At 72.2% G+C, this 15,702-nt stretch carries 16 protein-coding genes and 2 pseudogenes; 16 read left to right on the forward strand and 2 right to left on the reverse strand.

The genetic code is table 11. The annotated features are described in order from the left end of the window. Window positions 1-180: 180 nt before the first annotated feature. The 4 genes from RKD23_RS01150 to RKD23_RS01165 all read left to right on the forward strand — a co-directional run bounded on the left by RKD23_RS01150 (window position 181) and on the right by RKD23_RS01165 (window position 2,962). Complete coding sequence (locus tag RKD23_RS01150; protein WP_159045587.1) at window positions 181-321, forward strand: hypothetical protein; 141 nt, start codon at window positions 181-183, stop codon at window positions 319-321. A gap of 94 nt (window positions 322-415) precedes the next feature. Further along, window positions 416-1,057: a flavoprotein gene (locus RKD23_RS01155; RefSeq protein ID WP_424851819.1), complete on the forward strand. Its 642-nt coding sequence runs from the start codon at window positions 416-418 to the stop codon at window positions 1,055-1,057. Next, entirely contained in the window at window positions 1,041-2,219 is a 1,179-nt protein-coding gene (locus RKD23_RS01160; protein ID WP_424851820.1) for a macrolide family glycosyltransferase, read from the forward strand. The genes RKD23_RS01155 and RKD23_RS01160 overlap by 17 nt, the downstream gene beginning before the upstream one ends. Continuing rightward, complete coding sequence (locus RKD23_RS01165; RefSeq protein WP_424851821.1) at window positions 2,216-2,962, forward strand: NAD-dependent epimerase/dehydratase family protein; 747 nt, start codon at window positions 2,216-2,218, stop codon at window positions 2,960-2,962. Before RKD23_RS01160 ends, RKD23_RS01165 begins: the two co-directional genes overlap by 4 nt. Here the strand turns inward: RKD23_RS01165 and RKD23_RS01170 are convergent. Beyond that, entirely contained in the window at window positions 2,931-3,383 is a 453-nt protein-coding gene (locus RKD23_RS01170; RefSeq protein ID WP_424851822.1) for a hypothetical protein, read from the reverse strand. The two genes, RKD23_RS01165 and RKD23_RS01170, sit on opposite strands and share 32 nt — an antisense overlap. A gap of 193 nt (window positions 3,384-3,576) precedes the next feature. Here RKD23_RS01170 and RKD23_RS01175 point away from each other — a divergent pair, with 193 nt between their 5' ends. The 5 genes from RKD23_RS01175 (at window position 3,577) to RKD23_RS01195 (ending at window position 8,620) form a co-directional block, all read left to right on the forward strand. Then, on the forward strand, window positions 3,577-3,972 hold the full coding sequence (locus tag RKD23_RS01175; protein ID WP_424851823.1) for a hypothetical protein: 396 nt from the start codon (window positions 3,577-3,579) through the stop codon (window positions 3,970-3,972). Between the two features lie 125 nt (window positions 3,973-4,097). Further along, entirely contained in the window at window positions 4,098-5,060 is a 963-nt protein-coding gene (locus RKD23_RS01180; protein WP_424851824.1) for a YihY/virulence factor BrkB family protein, read from the forward strand. 140 nt (window positions 5,061-5,200) lie between these two features. Beyond that, window positions 5,201-6,409 carry a phospholipase D-like domain-containing protein gene (locus RKD23_RS01185; RefSeq protein WP_424851825.1) on the forward strand — a complete coding sequence of 403 codons (1,209 nt, stop codon included), beginning with the start codon at window positions 5,201-5,203 and terminating at the stop codon, window positions 6,407-6,409. Between the two features lie 523 nt (window positions 6,410-6,932). Further along, entirely contained in the window at window positions 6,933-7,655 is a 723-nt protein-coding gene (locus tag RKD23_RS01190) for a hypothetical protein (RefSeq protein WP_424851826.1), read from the forward strand. A 17-nt stretch (window positions 7,656-7,672) separates the two neighbouring features. Then, window positions 7,673-8,620, forward strand: coding sequence for a hypothetical protein (locus RKD23_RS01195; RefSeq protein WP_424851827.1), 948 nt, complete (start codon window positions 7,673-7,675; stop codon window positions 8,618-8,620). Between the two features lie 66 nt (window positions 8,621-8,686). Here the strand turns inward: RKD23_RS01195 and RKD23_RS01200 are convergent, their stop codons facing one another. Continuing rightward, on the reverse strand, window positions 8,687-10,222 hold the full coding sequence (locus tag RKD23_RS01200; protein ID WP_424851828.1) for a CHAD domain-containing protein: 1,536 nt from the start codon (window positions 10,220-10,222) through the stop codon (window positions 8,687-8,689). 188 nt (window positions 10,223-10,410) lie between these two features. On the opposite strand from RKD23_RS01200, the gene RKD23_RS01205 reads away from it, so the two are divergent. The 7 genes and pseudogenes from RKD23_RS01205 to RKD23_RS01235 all read left to right on the forward strand — a co-directional run. Beyond that, window positions 10,411-10,836 carry a DUF6003 family protein gene (locus tag RKD23_RS01205; protein WP_424851829.1) on the forward strand — a complete coding sequence of 142 codons (426 nt, stop codon included), beginning with the start codon at window positions 10,411-10,413 and terminating at the stop codon, window positions 10,834-10,836. Window positions 10,837-11,940: 1,104 nt separating this feature from the next. Continuing rightward, window positions 11,941-12,048, forward strand: a complete 108-nt coding sequence (locus RKD23_RS01210) for a keywimysin-related RiPP (protein WP_110635242.1) — start codon at window positions 11,941-11,943, stop codon at window positions 12,046-12,048. A 135-nt stretch (window positions 12,049-12,183) separates the two neighbouring features. Next, window positions 12,184-14,055 (forward strand): asparagine synthase-related protein, encoded by a 1,872-nt coding sequence (locus RKD23_RS01215; RefSeq protein WP_424851830.1) that lies wholly within the window; start codon window positions 12,184-12,186, stop codon window positions 14,053-14,055. Next, window positions 14,052-14,309: a lasso peptide biosynthesis PqqD family chaperone gene (locus RKD23_RS01220; protein WP_424851831.1), complete on the forward strand. Its 258-nt coding sequence runs from the start codon at window positions 14,052-14,054 to the stop codon at window positions 14,307-14,309. The genes RKD23_RS01215 and RKD23_RS01220 overlap by 4 nt, the downstream gene beginning before the upstream one ends. 66 nt (window positions 14,310-14,375) lie before the next feature. Continuing rightward, on the forward strand, window positions 14,376-14,792 hold the full coding sequence (locus RKD23_RS01225) for a lasso peptide biosynthesis B2 protein (protein ID WP_424851832.1): 417 nt from the start codon (window positions 14,376-14,378) through the stop codon (window positions 14,790-14,792). Next, window positions 14,789-15,031: pseudogene (locus RKD23_RS01230) on the forward strand (NAD(P)/FAD-dependent oxidoreductase); the annotation flags it as partial. The gene RKD23_RS01225 and the pseudogene RKD23_RS01230, both read left to right, overlap by 4 nt. 321 nt (window positions 15,032-15,352) lie before the next feature. Then, a pseudogene (locus tag RKD23_RS01235) lies at window positions 15,353-15,688 on the forward strand (SDR family NAD(P)-dependent oxidoreductase); the annotation flags it as partial. Window positions 15,689-15,702: the final 14 nt, after the last annotated feature.

Consider the following 15,702-nt stretch of genomic DNA (forward strand, 5'->3'; position numbering starts at 1 on the left):
TCACACCCGGGTGGGAGACGCGGGGCCGGCTTCCTACTCGTGCGGGGAGCGAGAAACCAGCGGGCCGACGGAAGAATTCGGGATGCTCCTCCGGACAGCATGGCGACCGCCGCCCGGACTTCGGGCGGCCCGCGGATGCATTCCCCATCCGTCGGAATATCCCTTGTCGAAGGAGGCACCATGCCCGTCGCCGACCTGCTGGCCGATGACCTGCTGGAGCTGGACGCCCTGACCGAGGACGAGCTCCTCACCGTCGAGGCGGACGAGAACGAGGCGCAGGCCATCCTGTGCTCCTGCTGCTGCTCCTGGTGCGGTTGCTGAGCATCGGCCTGATACACGTCCCCCGGGAGGCCCGGCCTCCCGGGGGACGGCTGGACGCTGTCGCCCAGGAGACCGGAGTGTGCGATGACAGGTGATGTGCGCGATGACGAGTGAAGAGAACTGGGGCATGCCGCCCATCCCGATTCCGCCCCTCGGGGCGAAACGTCTTCTCCTGGTCGGTAGCGGCTCATCGAATGCCGCTTTCCTTCCGCTGTGGGTCAACTGGTTCCAGGTCAGTTACCCGCAGGTGGAATTGCGCATCGTCCTCACGCGCTCCGCGCAGCGTTTCGTGACCCGGGAGGGTCTTTCGGTTCTCACCAACCGGCTGGTTTTCGAGGATTCCTGGTCCGAGGAGCCGCAGACCCGGAAACTCCATGTGGAGCTGGCGAACTGGCCGGACGCCATCGCCGTATATCCGGCGGGCCTGCATTTCATCGCCCGCCTCGCCCAGGGCCTCGCCGACACTCCGGTGACAATGGCGCTGCAATGCACCGAGGCGCCGATCGCGCTGGCCGCCGCGCTGCCTCCGGGCGGCTGGGAGAGCGCGGCGATGACGGACCACCGGGCGCGGCTGCGGCAGCGCGCCAATGTCGTGCTGTGCCCGCCGGTGACGGGGCTGAGCATGACGACCGGACGCCATGACGGCAACCAGCCGGACACCCTCCCGAACCTCCTCAGGAGCCTGGAGGACCTCCGCACCCGGCACGAGGCGGTGAACGGTGCGGGCTCCCGCTGAGCCGGGAGCGGCGGCCCGGCATGTGGCGGTCTGCACGGCCGCCGCGTACAGCCACATCGGCCCGCTGCTGGGCACGGTGGCCGAGCTGGTACGGCGCGGCGTCCACGTCAGTTACGCCACGACCGAGCAGTTCGCGCCGCTGGTCGAGTCCGTCGGTGCCACGCCCGTACGGTTGCGCTCCTCGCTCCCCGCGGACCCGGCCGACTGGCCCACGGACGTCCGCCGGCTGCCGCTTCTCTACCTCGACGACGCCCGCACCGCACTGCCCCAGCTGACGGCGGCCTTCGCGGACAACCGCCCCGACCTCGTTCTCACCGAGGACCCTGCGGGCGCGGGCAGCGTCCTCGCCGCCCGGTGGGGCATCCCGTCCATGCAGGTCTGGACGTACCTGGCGGCACCCCGCCATTGGTCCCTGGCCCCGCCCGGGACGCCCGAGGCGAACCCGGCGGCGCCCGAATTCCTGTCCCGGCTGGCGGAGTTCCTCGTGGCCGAGGGCGTACGGACCACAGCACGGGAGCACTTGGCCACGGCGCTGTCGGGCGGACTGGTCCTGATCCCCCGCTCCTTCCAGCCGGACGGTGACTCCTTCGGCGAGGAGTACGCCTTCGTGGGCCCGACCCCGGCCCCCGAACCGGCGGACTGGACACCGCCCGACACGGACACCCCCGTCGCCCTGGTCTCCCTCGGTTCGATCGACCGCGCCCACCCGGAGTTCTTCGCGACGGTCGCCGAGGCGTTCACCGATCTCCCCTGGCATGTCGTGATGGCGACCGGCGATCGCCGCGACCTGCCCCCGCTTCCGGCCAACGTCGAGGCGCGTTCCTGGGTGCCCAACAGGGCCGTACTGCGCCATGCCGCCCTGGCCATCCATCACGGCGGGATGGCCACCACGATGGAGGCCCTCCAGCACGGCGTGCCGTCACTGGTGGTGCCCCGGCTGCCCGAACAGGCCGGCACCGCACGGCGCGTGCGCGAGCTGGGCCTGGGCGCGGCGATCCCGTTCCGCTCGGTCACCCCGGCGGCGTTGCGCACCGCCGCGCTCCGCCTGCATACGCACGACGGCGTCCGCCGGCGGCTGGCCACGATGCGCGAGGAGATCCGCCGCTCGGGCGGCGCCCGCGCGGCGGCCGACGCCGTCCTGCGCCGCCTCGCTCGCGTATGAGCGCCGAAGTGATCGGTGACGGATTCATCGCCCGCTATCTCCGCCGCCACCCGCTGCCGCACCACCGGGTGACCGTGCTGGCCGCGGGAGTCTCCAGCACCTCGGAGACCGCGCCGGAGCAATTCGCCCGTGAGGCACGGCTGGTGACCGCCACCGTCCGCCGCTGCCGGGAGCAGCGCCGGCTTCTGGTCCTGCTGTCCACAGCGGCTACCGGCCTGTACGGCCGGCAGGGCGAGGGTCACGAGAGCGCACGGATCACCCCGCTGACGCCTTACGGCCATCACAAGCTGGCGATGGAACGGCTGGTCACCGTCTCGGGGGCCGCCGTGCTGATCCTGCGCCTGAGTCATCTGGTCGGCCCGGACCAGAACCCGGCCCAGCTCATCCCGTCGCTGGTCCGTCAGATCCGTTCGGGCACGGTCACCGTCCACCACGGGGCGCGCCGGGACCTGCTGGACGTACGGCACTTCGGCACAGTGCTGAACCGGCTGCTGGACCTCGGGGTGCACGGCCGTACCGTCAATGTGGCCTCAGGGGTCTCCTACTCGGCCGAGGAGATCGTCACCGCGCTCGAGGCGGCCCTGGGCAGGCGGGCGCACCGGGTCCCGCACCTGGTGCCGCCCGAGTCCCTGCGGATCTCCACCGGCCGGATGCGGGCCTACGTCCCCGAGGCCGCGCACTTCGGCTTCGGCCCGTCCTACCTGGACGGCCTCATCGCGCGCTACGCGCCAGCCACGGTGTGAGGTTGGGGTCCACGATCAGTTCCTTGTAGGTCTCGTCCCCCGGCAGCGGCACGATGAGCCACTGGCCGGGCGGGAACAACCGGCCCTTGGTCCGGGCGAGCCCGCCGTAGACGGATCGCAGGAACCCGGGTACGGAGTCTCGCGGCACATCGTTGAACTCCACCCCGTCGACGGTGATCCGCGCGTCGTCCTCGGGGAAGAGCCGGACGCTGACGGAGGGCGACCCGGCCAGCTCCACGAACGCCTCGTGCGGCAGCGAGCCGTCCGGGTCGAACACGGTGAACAGCTCGGCCGAGGTGCGGCGAGAAGTCTGGTCGGCACCGATGTCGTCGGTGACGGTCATGCCCACCTCGAACTCCGCCGCCAGGTCACGAATCGCCACGACAGCGGACTCAGTGGTCGGCAGATGCACTCTCTCCATGCCACCGATCATGCCCGACGAACCCCGCAGAGGTCTAGACAATGTCTCGGCCCCGCGCGCCGGTGTCGCCCTGGCTCGGAGCCAGGCCCGTGTCGGGACCGGTGTGAGGTGGGATGATCCTTCCCTGTTCGGTATGCCAGGCGACGCCGCGCGTACCGGATTGCCGGTGTCCGACGAGGAAGACGATGGATCGATGACGTTGAACGTGGGCCAACGGGTGCGACTGGCGGCGGATCTGCAGTTGACCGGATCGGTGACCCCGGCCGGGGAACCCTCGGAGGAGACGGGTGCCTTCGCCGCCTCTCTGGCCCTGGCAGCAGGCATCGAGGGCACCGTCGAGCGTGTGGACGAGCATCACCGTCAGCAGAGCCACGAGGTCCGTGAGTACCTGCGCCTCAAATCACTCCTCGATGACTTCGGCCACCAGATGCCGCCCGCGAGCAGAAGACAGCTGGAAGAGCAGGTGGGGGCCCTGGAGGCGCACTGGGTCGCCTACCAGCAGCGGATGCTCCGTGTCACGGTCCGCGTCCGGCTCGACAACGGATTCGTCCTCGACGCCGTCCCCGAGGAGGCTTTCACCTCCGCCTGACCAGGCGTCGGGACCGAGGCCTGTATCGCGTGCCGCCGGGCAGACGGTAGGCCGGAAGCCGGACCGGCAGCCGCCCGGGCGGGCACGCTCGCGGCCGGCCCGACACGTGAGGAGAGACGCGGACGATGGGGACGGTCGTGCACGTTCCGCAGACGCGGGACATGATCGGGGAGGAGCTGTCCGGCGACGAGGCGTTCACGGCGCTGCGCCGCTACGGCGGTGTGCGGCTGCTCGCCGACGCGTTCTCGCGGTTCCGCTACGCCGACGGCTTCACCAACGCGCGCGCCCTCGGTTTCCAGATCGTGCTGGGGATGGTGCCCTTCACGATCGCCCTCGTCGGCGTCGCCACGGCCGCGCACACCGAGAGCGTCGGACGTGTCGTCGAACTGACGTTGGGCCGGATCGTGCCGGGCGCCAGCACCGGGGTGGTCGAGGAGGCACTGGCCGGCACCCGGCGCAGCGCCCACTCCGACGTCTGGAGCACCGTCGCCCTCTGGCTCGGTCTCGCCTTCTCGGTCCTCAACCTGGCCTCGGCGATGGGGCAGGTGGAGCGGGGCGCCAACCGCATCTACGGCATCGAACGCGACCGGCCCTTCCCCCGCAAGTACGGCCGGGCTCTGCTGCTGGCCTTCGCCGCGGGCGTCCCGATGGTCCTCGGGTTCCTCGTCCTGGTGGCGGGTGAGGCCGTGGGCCGGTCCACGGCCGAGGCACTCGGCTGGTCCGGGGCGCCCGGCTGGTGGGCAGCCCTGCGGACACCGGTCGGCGCGGGTCTCGCCTGGGTCGCCTCGGCCGTGATCCTTCGCTGGTCACCCCGCCGGGTCCAGCCCGGCTACACCTGGCTGGCGTTCGGGTCGGCCGTACATCTGGTGCTCTGGGTCGGCGCCACCTGGCTGCTGACGCTCTACGTCGCCGAGAGCGGGTCCTTCGGTGCGGTGTACGGCCCCCTCACGGCGTTCGTGGCGCTGCTGCTGTGGGCCAACCTCAGCGGTGTCGCGCTGTTCCTGGGCATCGCGTTCGCCGCACAACTGGAGGCCGCGCGGGCGGGGTTGACCGATGCGGTACGTCCGGACCCGGGGGCCGGGCCCTGACAGCCGGGCCCGCCGGCCGTGGGGGTGTCCCCGGCTCGAAACAGCCCGCGGGAATGAGGCGGCGCGGGTGGGGCAACAGGTGGTGCGGGCCTGTCGGGCAGCCCGCTTCCTTGCCCTCGATGTCCAGGAGGAGATCCGGCGTGATCCTCGACGGCATACCCGCACCGCTCGACGACAGCACGTCGACCGGCACGGCGGAGCGCAAACAGCGCCTGCGCCGCCGCCTGGAGCGGCTGATCGGCGTCGCCGCGACCGAAGGAAACGCCCTGGTGCCCCTGCGCAACGGCGACGAGATCTTCCCCGCGATGCTCGGCGCGATCCGGTCGGCCCGGCACACCGTCGACATGATGACCTTCGTGTACTGGAAGGGGCAGATCGCCCAGGACTTCGCGGGCGCGCTCGCCGAGCGCGCCAGCGCGGGGGTGCGCGTGCGGCTGCTGCTCGACGGATTCGGCGCCAAGGAGATCGAGCGGGGGCTGCTCGACCTCATGAGCGCGGCGGGTGTGCAGGTGGCGTGGTTCCGCAAACCCGCGTGGCTGTCGCCGTTCAAACAGAACCACCGCTGCCACCGCAAGGCACTCGTCGTGGACGAGCACACGGCCTTCACCGGCGGCGTCGGCATCGCGCAGGAGTGGTGCGGCGACGCCCGCACACCCGACGAGTGGCGCGACACCCACGTCCAGGTGTGCGGCCCGGCGGTGGACGGCATCGCGGCCGCCTTCGCACAGAACTGGGCAGAATGCCACAAGGAGCTCTTCGACGACCGCGACCGCTTCACCGAGCACCCCCAGGCCGGCTCGTCGGTCGTTCAGGTGGTGCGCGGCTCCGCCAGCATCGGCTGGCAGGACATGCAGACCCTCATCCGGGTCATGCTCACCTCCGCCGAGGAGCGCTTCCGACTGGCCACCGCGTATTTCGCACCCGACACCTACTTCATCGACCTGCTGTGCGCGACCGCACGCCGCGGTGTGCGGGTCGAGATCCTGCTGCCCGGTCCCCACACCGACCAACGCGCCTGTCAGCTCGCCGGGCAGCATCACTACGCGCGGCTGCTGGACGCCGGCGTACGCATCCACCAGTACCTCCCGACGATGATGCACGCCAAGATCATCACCGTGGACTCGGTCGCCTCGCTCATCGGGTCCACCAACTTCAACCGCCGGTCCATGGACCATGACGAGGAGGTCATGCTGGCCGTCCTCGACGAGGACTTCACCGCCGTCCTCGACCGCGACTACGAGGCCGACCTGAGGCGCAGCGTGGACATCGACCTCACGCGGTGGAGACGCCGCGCACTGCTGCAACGCGTGAAAGAGGCCTCGGTCCTGCCGATCCGGCGTTTCCTCTGAGCCCGGCGTGCGGCACCCGCCACCTGCGCCTGCCGCTCCACGCCGACGGACGTGACGCCCTGCGCCTGGCGAAGGGGCGACCGCGCGCGTTTCGACGTAACCGAACTCAGCCCGCAGAAGGGCGATTTCTCGCCGGTGCCGCGTCGCCGCTGCTCGGCGGAGTGCGGGACCGCCGGTGACGAGTTGGCCCATCGCGCCGTCGACCGACGGAGTTTGGCCACGGCGGCGCCGGAGCATCATCCAGGTCCGTCACAGAGGTTCTGTCCGAGGTGACATCACATCCGGGCTTCAAGAGCCCGGACGGGGGGCGAACGCGATGGCAGCACTGCCCGGCAGACCGTCCGACCCGGCGTCGGGTCCGACGTCGGACCCGGCCGACTCAGCGCACGCGCAGGGCAGTCGGGGCCGAATGGACGCATCGAATGTCTCGGGCGCCCCGAACGCATCCGGCGGACCGGGGACGTCTGATACGCCGAGCGCGCCGGGCACCGGCAGCGCCTCAGGTGTGCCAGGGGCCTCCACCGTGCCGAGCGCCGGTGACGGTGGCACACCATCGGGCGAAGCCGCACCGGACGGCGGTACGACGGGCGTCGATCTCCACAGGTCCGTCCGCTCGTTCGCCTTGATCGGCGGGCTCGGTGGTGCCGCGGCGATGCTGACGGCCGTCGCCCTGCTCCTCGGCAAGAGCCCCGTGGACTGGTTCGGCGACTCCGCCGCACCGAGCCCCACGACGTCGTCGCCGACCGAACCCTCCTCGTCCGCTCCCGACACCACTCCCCCGGGCACCGTCGCCGCGTCCCGCGCCTCCTCGGTCACGATCCAGCAGCCCACCACTCACGACGGCGAACAGGTCGAGGTCGAGCAGTGCCAGGAGTTCAGCGGCACGGCCCGTCTTGCCGACGGTTTCACGCTGTGGCTGGCCGGCCACACGAAGGCGGACCCTCGCTACGCGCTGTACACCGAGGCATCCGTCTCCGCGGCGACCGGCCGGTGGACGGCCACCGCTCAACTGGGCGGACCCGGCGAGGCCGGCCACAGCTTCGAGATCGTCGCCGTACCCGTACCCGCCGACATCGCGGACTACCTCAGGGGTATCACCGACAGCAGCAGCCGCCAACTGCTGCAGAACAAGGACGGAACAGGATCGTCCGTCGGCCTGTTCAACCCCGCGCTGCCCCCGCGTTCCGACACCGGGCACAGCGACACCGTCACCGTCCGGCGTGCGGAGGCTCCGCCGAACTGCTGAACGCCACAGGAGAGACGATGGCCGTCCCGACCCCGGACCGAGGCAATGCTCCGCAGGAGCAGGAGAGCGACGTACATCTGGTCGTGCTCGCGGCGCCCGGCGCCTCCGGCGGCGACGGGCTGACGCCTGCACATCGCGGACGACGCGGGCGACGCAGGCTCGCCGTGCTCGCGTCCGCGCTGCTGGTGACGGGGGCGTTGGCCGCGAGCCTGCCGTTCCTCGGCGACGCCGAGGATGACACGTACGCCACTCCTCGTCCCGACCAGCGCACGGCGGACACCGTCCCGGATCCGGCGAGGCTCACTCCGACGGGCCGGCCGGCCCGAGCCACCTCCTCCCTGCTCCCGGTCCGTACGAGCGCGCAGCCCAGGCAGCCGGGTACGGGCGGGCCGGCCACCGGCCGGGACTCCCCCGGACGCGGCGCGAGCGGAGGCACAGTGGGTGCCTCGGGCACCCCGGGCGGTGGAGGTTCCCCTGTCGGTGGCCCGGTCGGCCGGGCCACCGACGAGAACTCCACCCGCGCCGCCGCCGTGACCTTCACCGACCCTGCCCCGCGAGGCGACGCCTATGTCGAAGTGCCGCACTGCGCGCGACTCACCGGGACAGCTCTCATCCCTCAGGGCACCCGCCTGTGGTTCGCCGTGCGCTACACCGGCGACGCGCGCTACCAACTCATGGGCCCTGCCGAACTCGGCGCCCTGACCGCGGACCGGCGAACGCGCTGGTCGAAGGTCATCCGGCTCGGCAACCCGGACCAGTACCTCAAGGGCCGCGTCATCGCACTGTTCGTCCCCCATCGCTGGGCCGATTACCTGCTCGCCGCCAGGGGGTACGACGACCAGCGCCCGCTCCTCGACTCCGGCCAGGGCGACCCCTTCGGGATCTCCGCCGCAGTGCTGCCCCCGGACTCCAGCACGGAGGGCGAACTGAAAGTACAACGGGACCGCTCGGCCCCGTGCGACTAGAGCACGTTCCGCCGTGCCTGGCCGGGCCAGGCAGTACAGCGCGACTCGTTGTCGGGCCGGCGCCCCTCACTTGCTGAACCGTTTGCGCAGCGTCGGCTTCGAGGCGCTGTTCCACGCCGTGCGCGCTTGACGTTCCCGGGCCGCCGCGACGGCCTCCTCCCTGCCGTACAGCAGGCCCCAGGTGAAGGCGCTCTCGCCCGCTGTCGCGGCGGCCACGGCGAGTTCCCTGAGCGTGGCACGGGCCACCACGCTGTCGTGGTGGTCGCCGAGGACGCTCTGCACGGCCTTGACGGACCGCCCCAGGCGCTTGGCCGGTTTGCCGAGCGCTCCGCGGGCCGCCTCCGCCGCGTAGCGCGCCCTTTTCGCCGCCTTGCGGGCGTTGTGCAGGGCCGCGTCACGTTCGTCGCCCGGCGGCAGGCTCAGTGCGGTGTCCATGCGCCCGGCCAGCCGGTGGAACTCCTTGCGCACAGCCTTCGCCATGACCCTGTCCGCGTCCTCGCCCGCCTTGGCCCGCAGCGGTGGCTTCTCCACGAACCCGGCGAGGGTGTCGAGCAGGGCAAGGTAGCGGGGCGATCCGAGGGCGTCGAGCGTGCGCCGATGGGCCTCGTCCCCACGACCGACGCCCCACAGTTGCAGCCGGGCGGTCACCGGCCCGAGGACCAGTTCCCGGGGCAGGGCCCCGACGCCGTCGGTCAGGCGCTCCCTCAGTACTTCTTGGTCGCGCTCGGCGCCCAGCTCGCCGGCCAGCCACTTCAGTTCGTCGCGGACCGGGTCCGTGACCTCACGGTTCAGCACAGTGCGGTATGAACGCAGACAGCTCCGCAGGCGACGGCACGCGACGCGCATCTTGTGGACCGCGTCCGGCCGGTCGAGGCGTACGGCCGGGTCGTGCACGGTGAGAGCTGCGACCTGTTTCCGTACGTACGCCAGGACCTGCTCACCGGCCGATCCTCCAAGTCCCTCGGACCTGTCTCTGTCGCCGGCCGACGCCGCCCCGGTCTCCTCCAGGGCCCGGGCGAGCTTCGACGGTGACTGCGCCCGAGTGATGCCCTGCTCGCGCAGCCCGGCCTCCACGGCGTCCAGCAGCGCCGGGTCGGTCTCGTTCCCGGCCGACTCCACCTCCACCTCCCGCCACGCCGTAGGGGCGGCATGCGTCCGCAGCGACTCCCCACGGACCGCGTCGACGGCGAGTTCGGCAAGGGCAGCGCCCTCGGCGTCCGCGAGGCGCCACACCGCGCGGTCGGTGCGGATTCGCACGAGGGGCATCAGCTCGGCTCCGCGCGTGCGTGACCGGGTCAGGTCGAGCAGCGGTTGCGGGACGTCTGCCGCGAGAGGCGACCGGATCTCCTCCCGGCTGTCGCCCGTCATGGGCAGCTTGAGATGCCAGCCGGCATCGGCCCCACCGGTCCTGCGGCGCAGTGTCGCCCTGGAGCGGAAGAGGCGGAGGTCGGCGGTGTCGTAGTACACCGCCTCCAGCTCCTCGGTGCCCGAGGCGACAACCGTCGCGACGCCCTTCACCCGGTCCAGGCCGGGTAGCCAGGAAAGATCGGCGGAGGGCGGGACCTCGTACTTTCGCTCTGTTTCGCGCGTCGGCCTGACCATGACCTATAGGTAGACCGGTTGTGCCGATCGAAACACCGGCGCCACGACGGCGGGTTGGACAGCTACTCGGCCGAGGCCGTCCCGCGAGAACCTGGCGACGCGTGCTCCCGGCACAGTCGGTCGGCGGTAGTTCGGGCGCGGCGGGGTAACTGGACGCCCATCAGCCCTGTCGTGAGAAGGAGCCGATGATGACCGATGACGCCTACCTGTTCCTGCTCGACGACGCGTCCGCGCCGCTCGGCGTGCCCCCCGCCGCCGTCGGGGAGCTCGCGTGCATGGAGACTCCCGCCGTACGCGCATGGCTGGACGCGCATGAAGCAGCACCCACGTCCCCGCACTTGCGCCTGCTGCCGCCGGAGGAGACGGCGGCCATCCCGGAGGGAGCGGAACGGCTTCCCGTACCGCTGAGCGACGAGGAGCTGAGCCGGGTCCGCCACCAGAGGGCACCCGAGTCCCTGGCCCGGCTCGAGGACGAGCTGCTGGCCTACCGCGAGACCGCGAACGGCCGGGACGACCTGATCACGCGCGCACTGGCCGCCGGCGTGCCACCGCACCGCATCGTCGAACTTACCGGGGTCGATCCCGCGACGGTGTCCGCAGCGGCGGACGGCTGACGACGCGGCGGCGCCGGGCCGCCCAGACGGTCCGCTCGGTGCGCACGGCCAAGTCGTCGAGGCCGGCACCGACGCTCCCGGTCGGACCGACCTGGCGGTCGAGGGCGGACTTCACCGTGCTCGGCAACGCGCGCATCTTGCGCTGCCGGTCGGCCGGTCGGCAGCGCCACGCGCGCTCACCGGATGGTGGCGCAACGTCGCGGACGAGGGCCGCGCAGCGCCCACGGAATCCGTCAGCGCCCGGGCCCTCGGCACAGCGCGAGCACGCTGGGGCGGCAAAGGCCGTCAGCGGCGCCCTCGCCACCTGCCCAGAAGCCGCTGCGCCTGCGCCCGCCGACGTGGGTCGGCGGAGGCGCGGCGCAGTTGCTCCACGGCGCGACGCCCCTGCGGACTCCTGCTGAACTGCTTGATCCGGTCCAACATGCCTGGCACGGCTGCCTCCTGAGAACGGTCGACGACAAAGCTGGTACAGCTGAGCCTTCGTAGGAGCCGGTTACCCCCGTCCCGCTGTGGCATCCGCCGGGCGGAGGGCGCCGGGCGTCCCTGAGGCCGCCCTCCTCACGAGACAGGGTCGCGCCAGGGCTCGGAGGCGGCGGCTACCGGCCTCGGGTCGCGCAGCACCTCGCCAGCCGCCCGCGCCCCCGAGGCCGGTGGCCCGATGCGGAAGCGGTCGGCCACTGACAAGGACCGGTTCTCGGCCAAGGAGACGGTCATCGGCCACCCGGCGTCGGCAACCGGAATGCCAACTCCCGCATCATGCGAGCTCAGGACGAGGCCGCCGTGGAGCGTGCCGACCTGACGCCCACCGTGGCCCGGCTGAAAACGTCTGCCGTTCCGCGGCGAGGGCATCGTGGGTACCCCCTCCCGCCAGAGGCATGACCCGGTCCTCGAACTCCGTGGCCTCTGAGGCGAATGTGACGGAAGGGAAGTCCCGCAGTACGCCCCGGATGGCCTGCGGCCACTGTTGTGAACGAGGAAACAGCACACCTAGCTTTGTGCACTGCGTCGGCGCCCCCGCTGATCAGGTGCGGCGCGCCGGCTCACGCAACAGGCGGGGCAACCCGCCTTCCGTTGGAGCGAATTCCTCGACGAAGGGATATGACGATGGCTTACGAGCGTCCCACTCTCACCAAGGTCGGCGACTTCCAGAAGGTCACGGGCCTGGCCGGGACGGGCAGCCCCGACCTGCTGGGCGGCCACAGCCTGCTCTGACCTTCTCCACCCATCCTCCGACTGCCCTCTACGGCTGATCGGAGAGCTGGTCACAAGCGTGGGCGGCGCCGCCGGTGCCGCCCACGCCCCCTGCCGCACACCGCCGACCGCACCCGACCGGAAGGACCCCGCCCCATGGTGACCGGCCCGTCGTCTCCCGCCGGGGCCTGCTGGTTCCTCGTCTTCCCGGACACCGACGCCGTCGCAGCACTCGCCACGCGAGCCCGCTCCCACGGCACCCGGGAAATCCCGCATCCGTCCGGCCGGCCCTGGCTGATCGGCCGTTGGCCGGACCACGCCGTGACGACGGCAGCGTGCGGGCCCGCCCGGCTGACCGTGCTCGGGCAGCACGCGGTGACGCCGGAAGAGGCAGTGCGCGCGGCACGCACCGGATCACCCGAGGCCGCCGACGCGTACGCGAGGAAGTGGCCCGGCAGCCACCATCTGGTCGTGAGCTTCGACGGCAGGACGCTGGTCCGCGGCACCGTCACCGGCGTCCGCAGCGTCTTCGCCGCCGAGGCTCCCGGAACCCACGGCGCGCACCTCGTGTCCGACCGTGCCGACGTCCTGGCCGACCTGACCGGCGCGGGCCTCGACGAGGGCCGTCTGGCCGTCCAGTTGCTCAGTCCCGGCATCCTGCACCCGCTGACCGTCCAGACGGTCTGGCGCGGCGTCGACGTCGTGCCCGGCGACCGGCGCGTCCTGCTCGACCGCGACGGACGCCTGCGCACGAGCCGCTGCTGGAGCCCGCCGCCGGCCGAACTGTCGCTCGCCGAGGGCGCCCGGCTGGTCCGGGAACGGCTCGCCGACGCGGTCGCCGTACGGATCGCGGGCCGCGGACTGATCAGTGCCGACCTGGGCGGCGTCGACTCGACGGCGGTGGTGGCCACAGCCGCCCGCGCGGGCGCGAAGACCGTCGCCTACACCGCAGCCGTCCACGACGTTCTCGGCGACGACGTCACCTACGCGCGGCGCACGGTGGAGGCGCTGGACGCGGTGGAGCACCATGTGGTGCCCGCGACCGCCGTACCCCTGACCTTCGACCGCGTCGACACGCTCGACGACGACCTCGACACACCGTCGCTGTACACGGTCAACCGACACCGGCGGATGTACATCGTCGAGCGAGCCGCGGAGCGCGGCTCTCCGCTGCACCTGAGCGGAATGGGCGGCGACGAACTCTTCAGCGGCGCCTGTGCCCACGTCCACGGCCTGCTGCCACGCCATCCCCGTACGGCCTGGCGGCTCGCCCGCGGCTTCGCCTCCCGGCACCGCTGGTCCCGCCGCACAGCCCTGGCCCAGCTCCTGGACCGCCGCCCGTACGAATCCTGGCTGGCGCGCGTCGCGCACGACCTCACCCTCCCCCAACCCCCCATGTCCGTCCCCCTGTTCACCTGGGGCACCCCGCCGCGGCTGCCCCCGTGGGCCACCGGGCGGGCCGTCGAGGCCGCGCGCGAGCTGATCCAGCGGCAGGCGCGGGACGCGCAGCCACTCAGCGCCGGTCACGGCGGGCATCGGGAACTGGCCACCCTGCGCACCCTGGCCCGCTTCGCCCGGCACGTCCAGCAGATGTCCGAACCCCTCGGCGTCACCTTCGCCGCCCCCTACTACGACGACCTGCTCGTCGAGGCCGCCCTCGCCGTCCGCCCCCGGGACCGGGTGACGCCCTGGCGGTACAAGCCACTGATCGCGGAGGCCATGCAAGGTGTCGTCCCCGACGCCGCCCGCCACCGGACCACCAAGGCGCACGCCGCATTCGAGGAGGAGACCGGGCTGCGCCGCCATCGCTCCTCACTGCTCGCCCTCTGGGAGGAATCGCGGCTGCGCGAGCTGGGCTTCGTCGACGTGGCGGCCCTGCGCGACTGGTGCCTTCGGCCCCTCGCCGCCGACCTGGAGAGCGCGCTGCTGCATCCGACCGTCGGCTGCGAGGTGTGGCTGCGTACACGCGAACGAAACCGCGGCCCGCTGCTGCCGGCGAAAACCGACATGGGAGGTCTCACGACATGACGATGAACCTGCGCCCCGGAGTGGTGACGGCCGACACCGAGTACGGCATGGCCCTGCTCGACCAGAACAGCGGCGAGTACTACACCCTCAACCCCACGGCGGCACTCATCGTACGGACCCTGCTGGACGGCACGAGCCGGCAGCAGGCGGTGACGACGCTGACCGACCGGTACGACGTGAGCGCCGACCAGGTCGAGGAGGACATCACCCGCATCCTCGAGGAACTGCGCACCGCGAAGCTCCTGACGGCCTGACCCGTCGCCCGGCACCGTCCCGGTCCTCGCTTTCGACTCCGTCCCCGTCCCGGAGGGATTGCCGCAGTGTCCACCTCGCAAGTCGTCCCGCACGATCCCCGCTCGGTGCCCCTCGGGCCACGGCTGGTGACCCGGCTGGCCGTCGGCTGCGCCCACCTGCTCGCCCGGCAGCCCCCGTCCCGCATCCGTACGGTCCTCCTCCGGCTGCGCCGCGGAGCCCGCCCCGCGACCCTCGCCGAGACCGCCCGCGCCCGCCGGACCGTCCTCGCCGTCAGTCTGGCCGCCGGCGGCCAGCAGGGCTGCCTGCCCCGCTCCCTCGCCACCGTGCTGCTGTGCCGGCTGCGCGGCCAATGGCCCACCTGGTGCGTCGGCGTACGCACCCAGCCGCCGTTCGCCGCGCACGCCTGGGTGGAGGCCGAAGGCGTCCTGGTCGGCGAGGGCGCGCCCGCCGACTACTTCCAGCGGTTCATCAGGGTGGACTGAGGGCTCCGCTGCCCTGGCAGGCCGATCAGGTCGGCCGGGCCGGGACCGTGCATCTGGCGGACGGCATGGACGGGCTGACCCGGTTCGCCGCGCAGATCGCCATGGGGCAGGTGCCCCATCGGCCCTTCCTGCTGTTCGGCCAGATGACCAGCGCCGATCCGACCCGGTCCCCGACCGGGACGGAGTCCGCGTGGGCCTACACCCACGGGTCCCGCGACATCCGCTCCGACGCGGCGGACCGGCGGTGCGGCGCGGGCGGCGGAGCCGCGCGCCGGCGCTAGCGGGAATCCAGCGGCTGTTGAGCCGCCGCGACCGCACCGCGGGACGCCGTGACTCCGGGCGGGGCCGAGACCACCACCCATCACACGGCGGATACAGCCTTCAAGGAGGACGCGTGCTCCCCGGCCTCCAGCCTTGAACCGGCGGCGACCGACTCTCCCATGAGCTGCCCGCGGCCGCGGAGATGACCGGCGCGCCGGGCGATGGCCGAGAAAGCGCATCCGGTCGTGCCCCCGAGTAGGAACAGGTCGAGGAGGGTGTATTTCCGGCAGAAGGACCCCATGTCCAGCGGCCCGCTCGTCCACCGGACGCTCGTGGTGACGGGCGTCGCTCGCGGCATCGGTACGGCGCCGGCCCGTGAGATCGCCGCGCGGGGCGCACAGGTGGCACTGTTCGGCCAGGAGAAGGCCGCCCTGGAGGCGGTGGCGGCCTCCCTGCCCGGGACGGTGCCGGCCCTGGAGACGGACATCACCGATCCGACGGCCCTGGCGGCCGCCGCAGGCCGGGTACGCGAGGTCTTGGGCCCCGTCTCGGCCGTGGTCGCAAACGCCAGCATTGCCGAGGGCGGTCCCTTCCTCTCCTCCGATCCGGCGACCTGGCGGAGGGTGATCGACGTCAACCTCGTCGGCAG

This window comes from Streptomyces sp. SAI-170 (assembly GCF_049739565.1).
Lineage (GTDB): Bacteria > Actinomycetota > Actinomycetes > Streptomycetales > Streptomycetaceae > Streptomyces.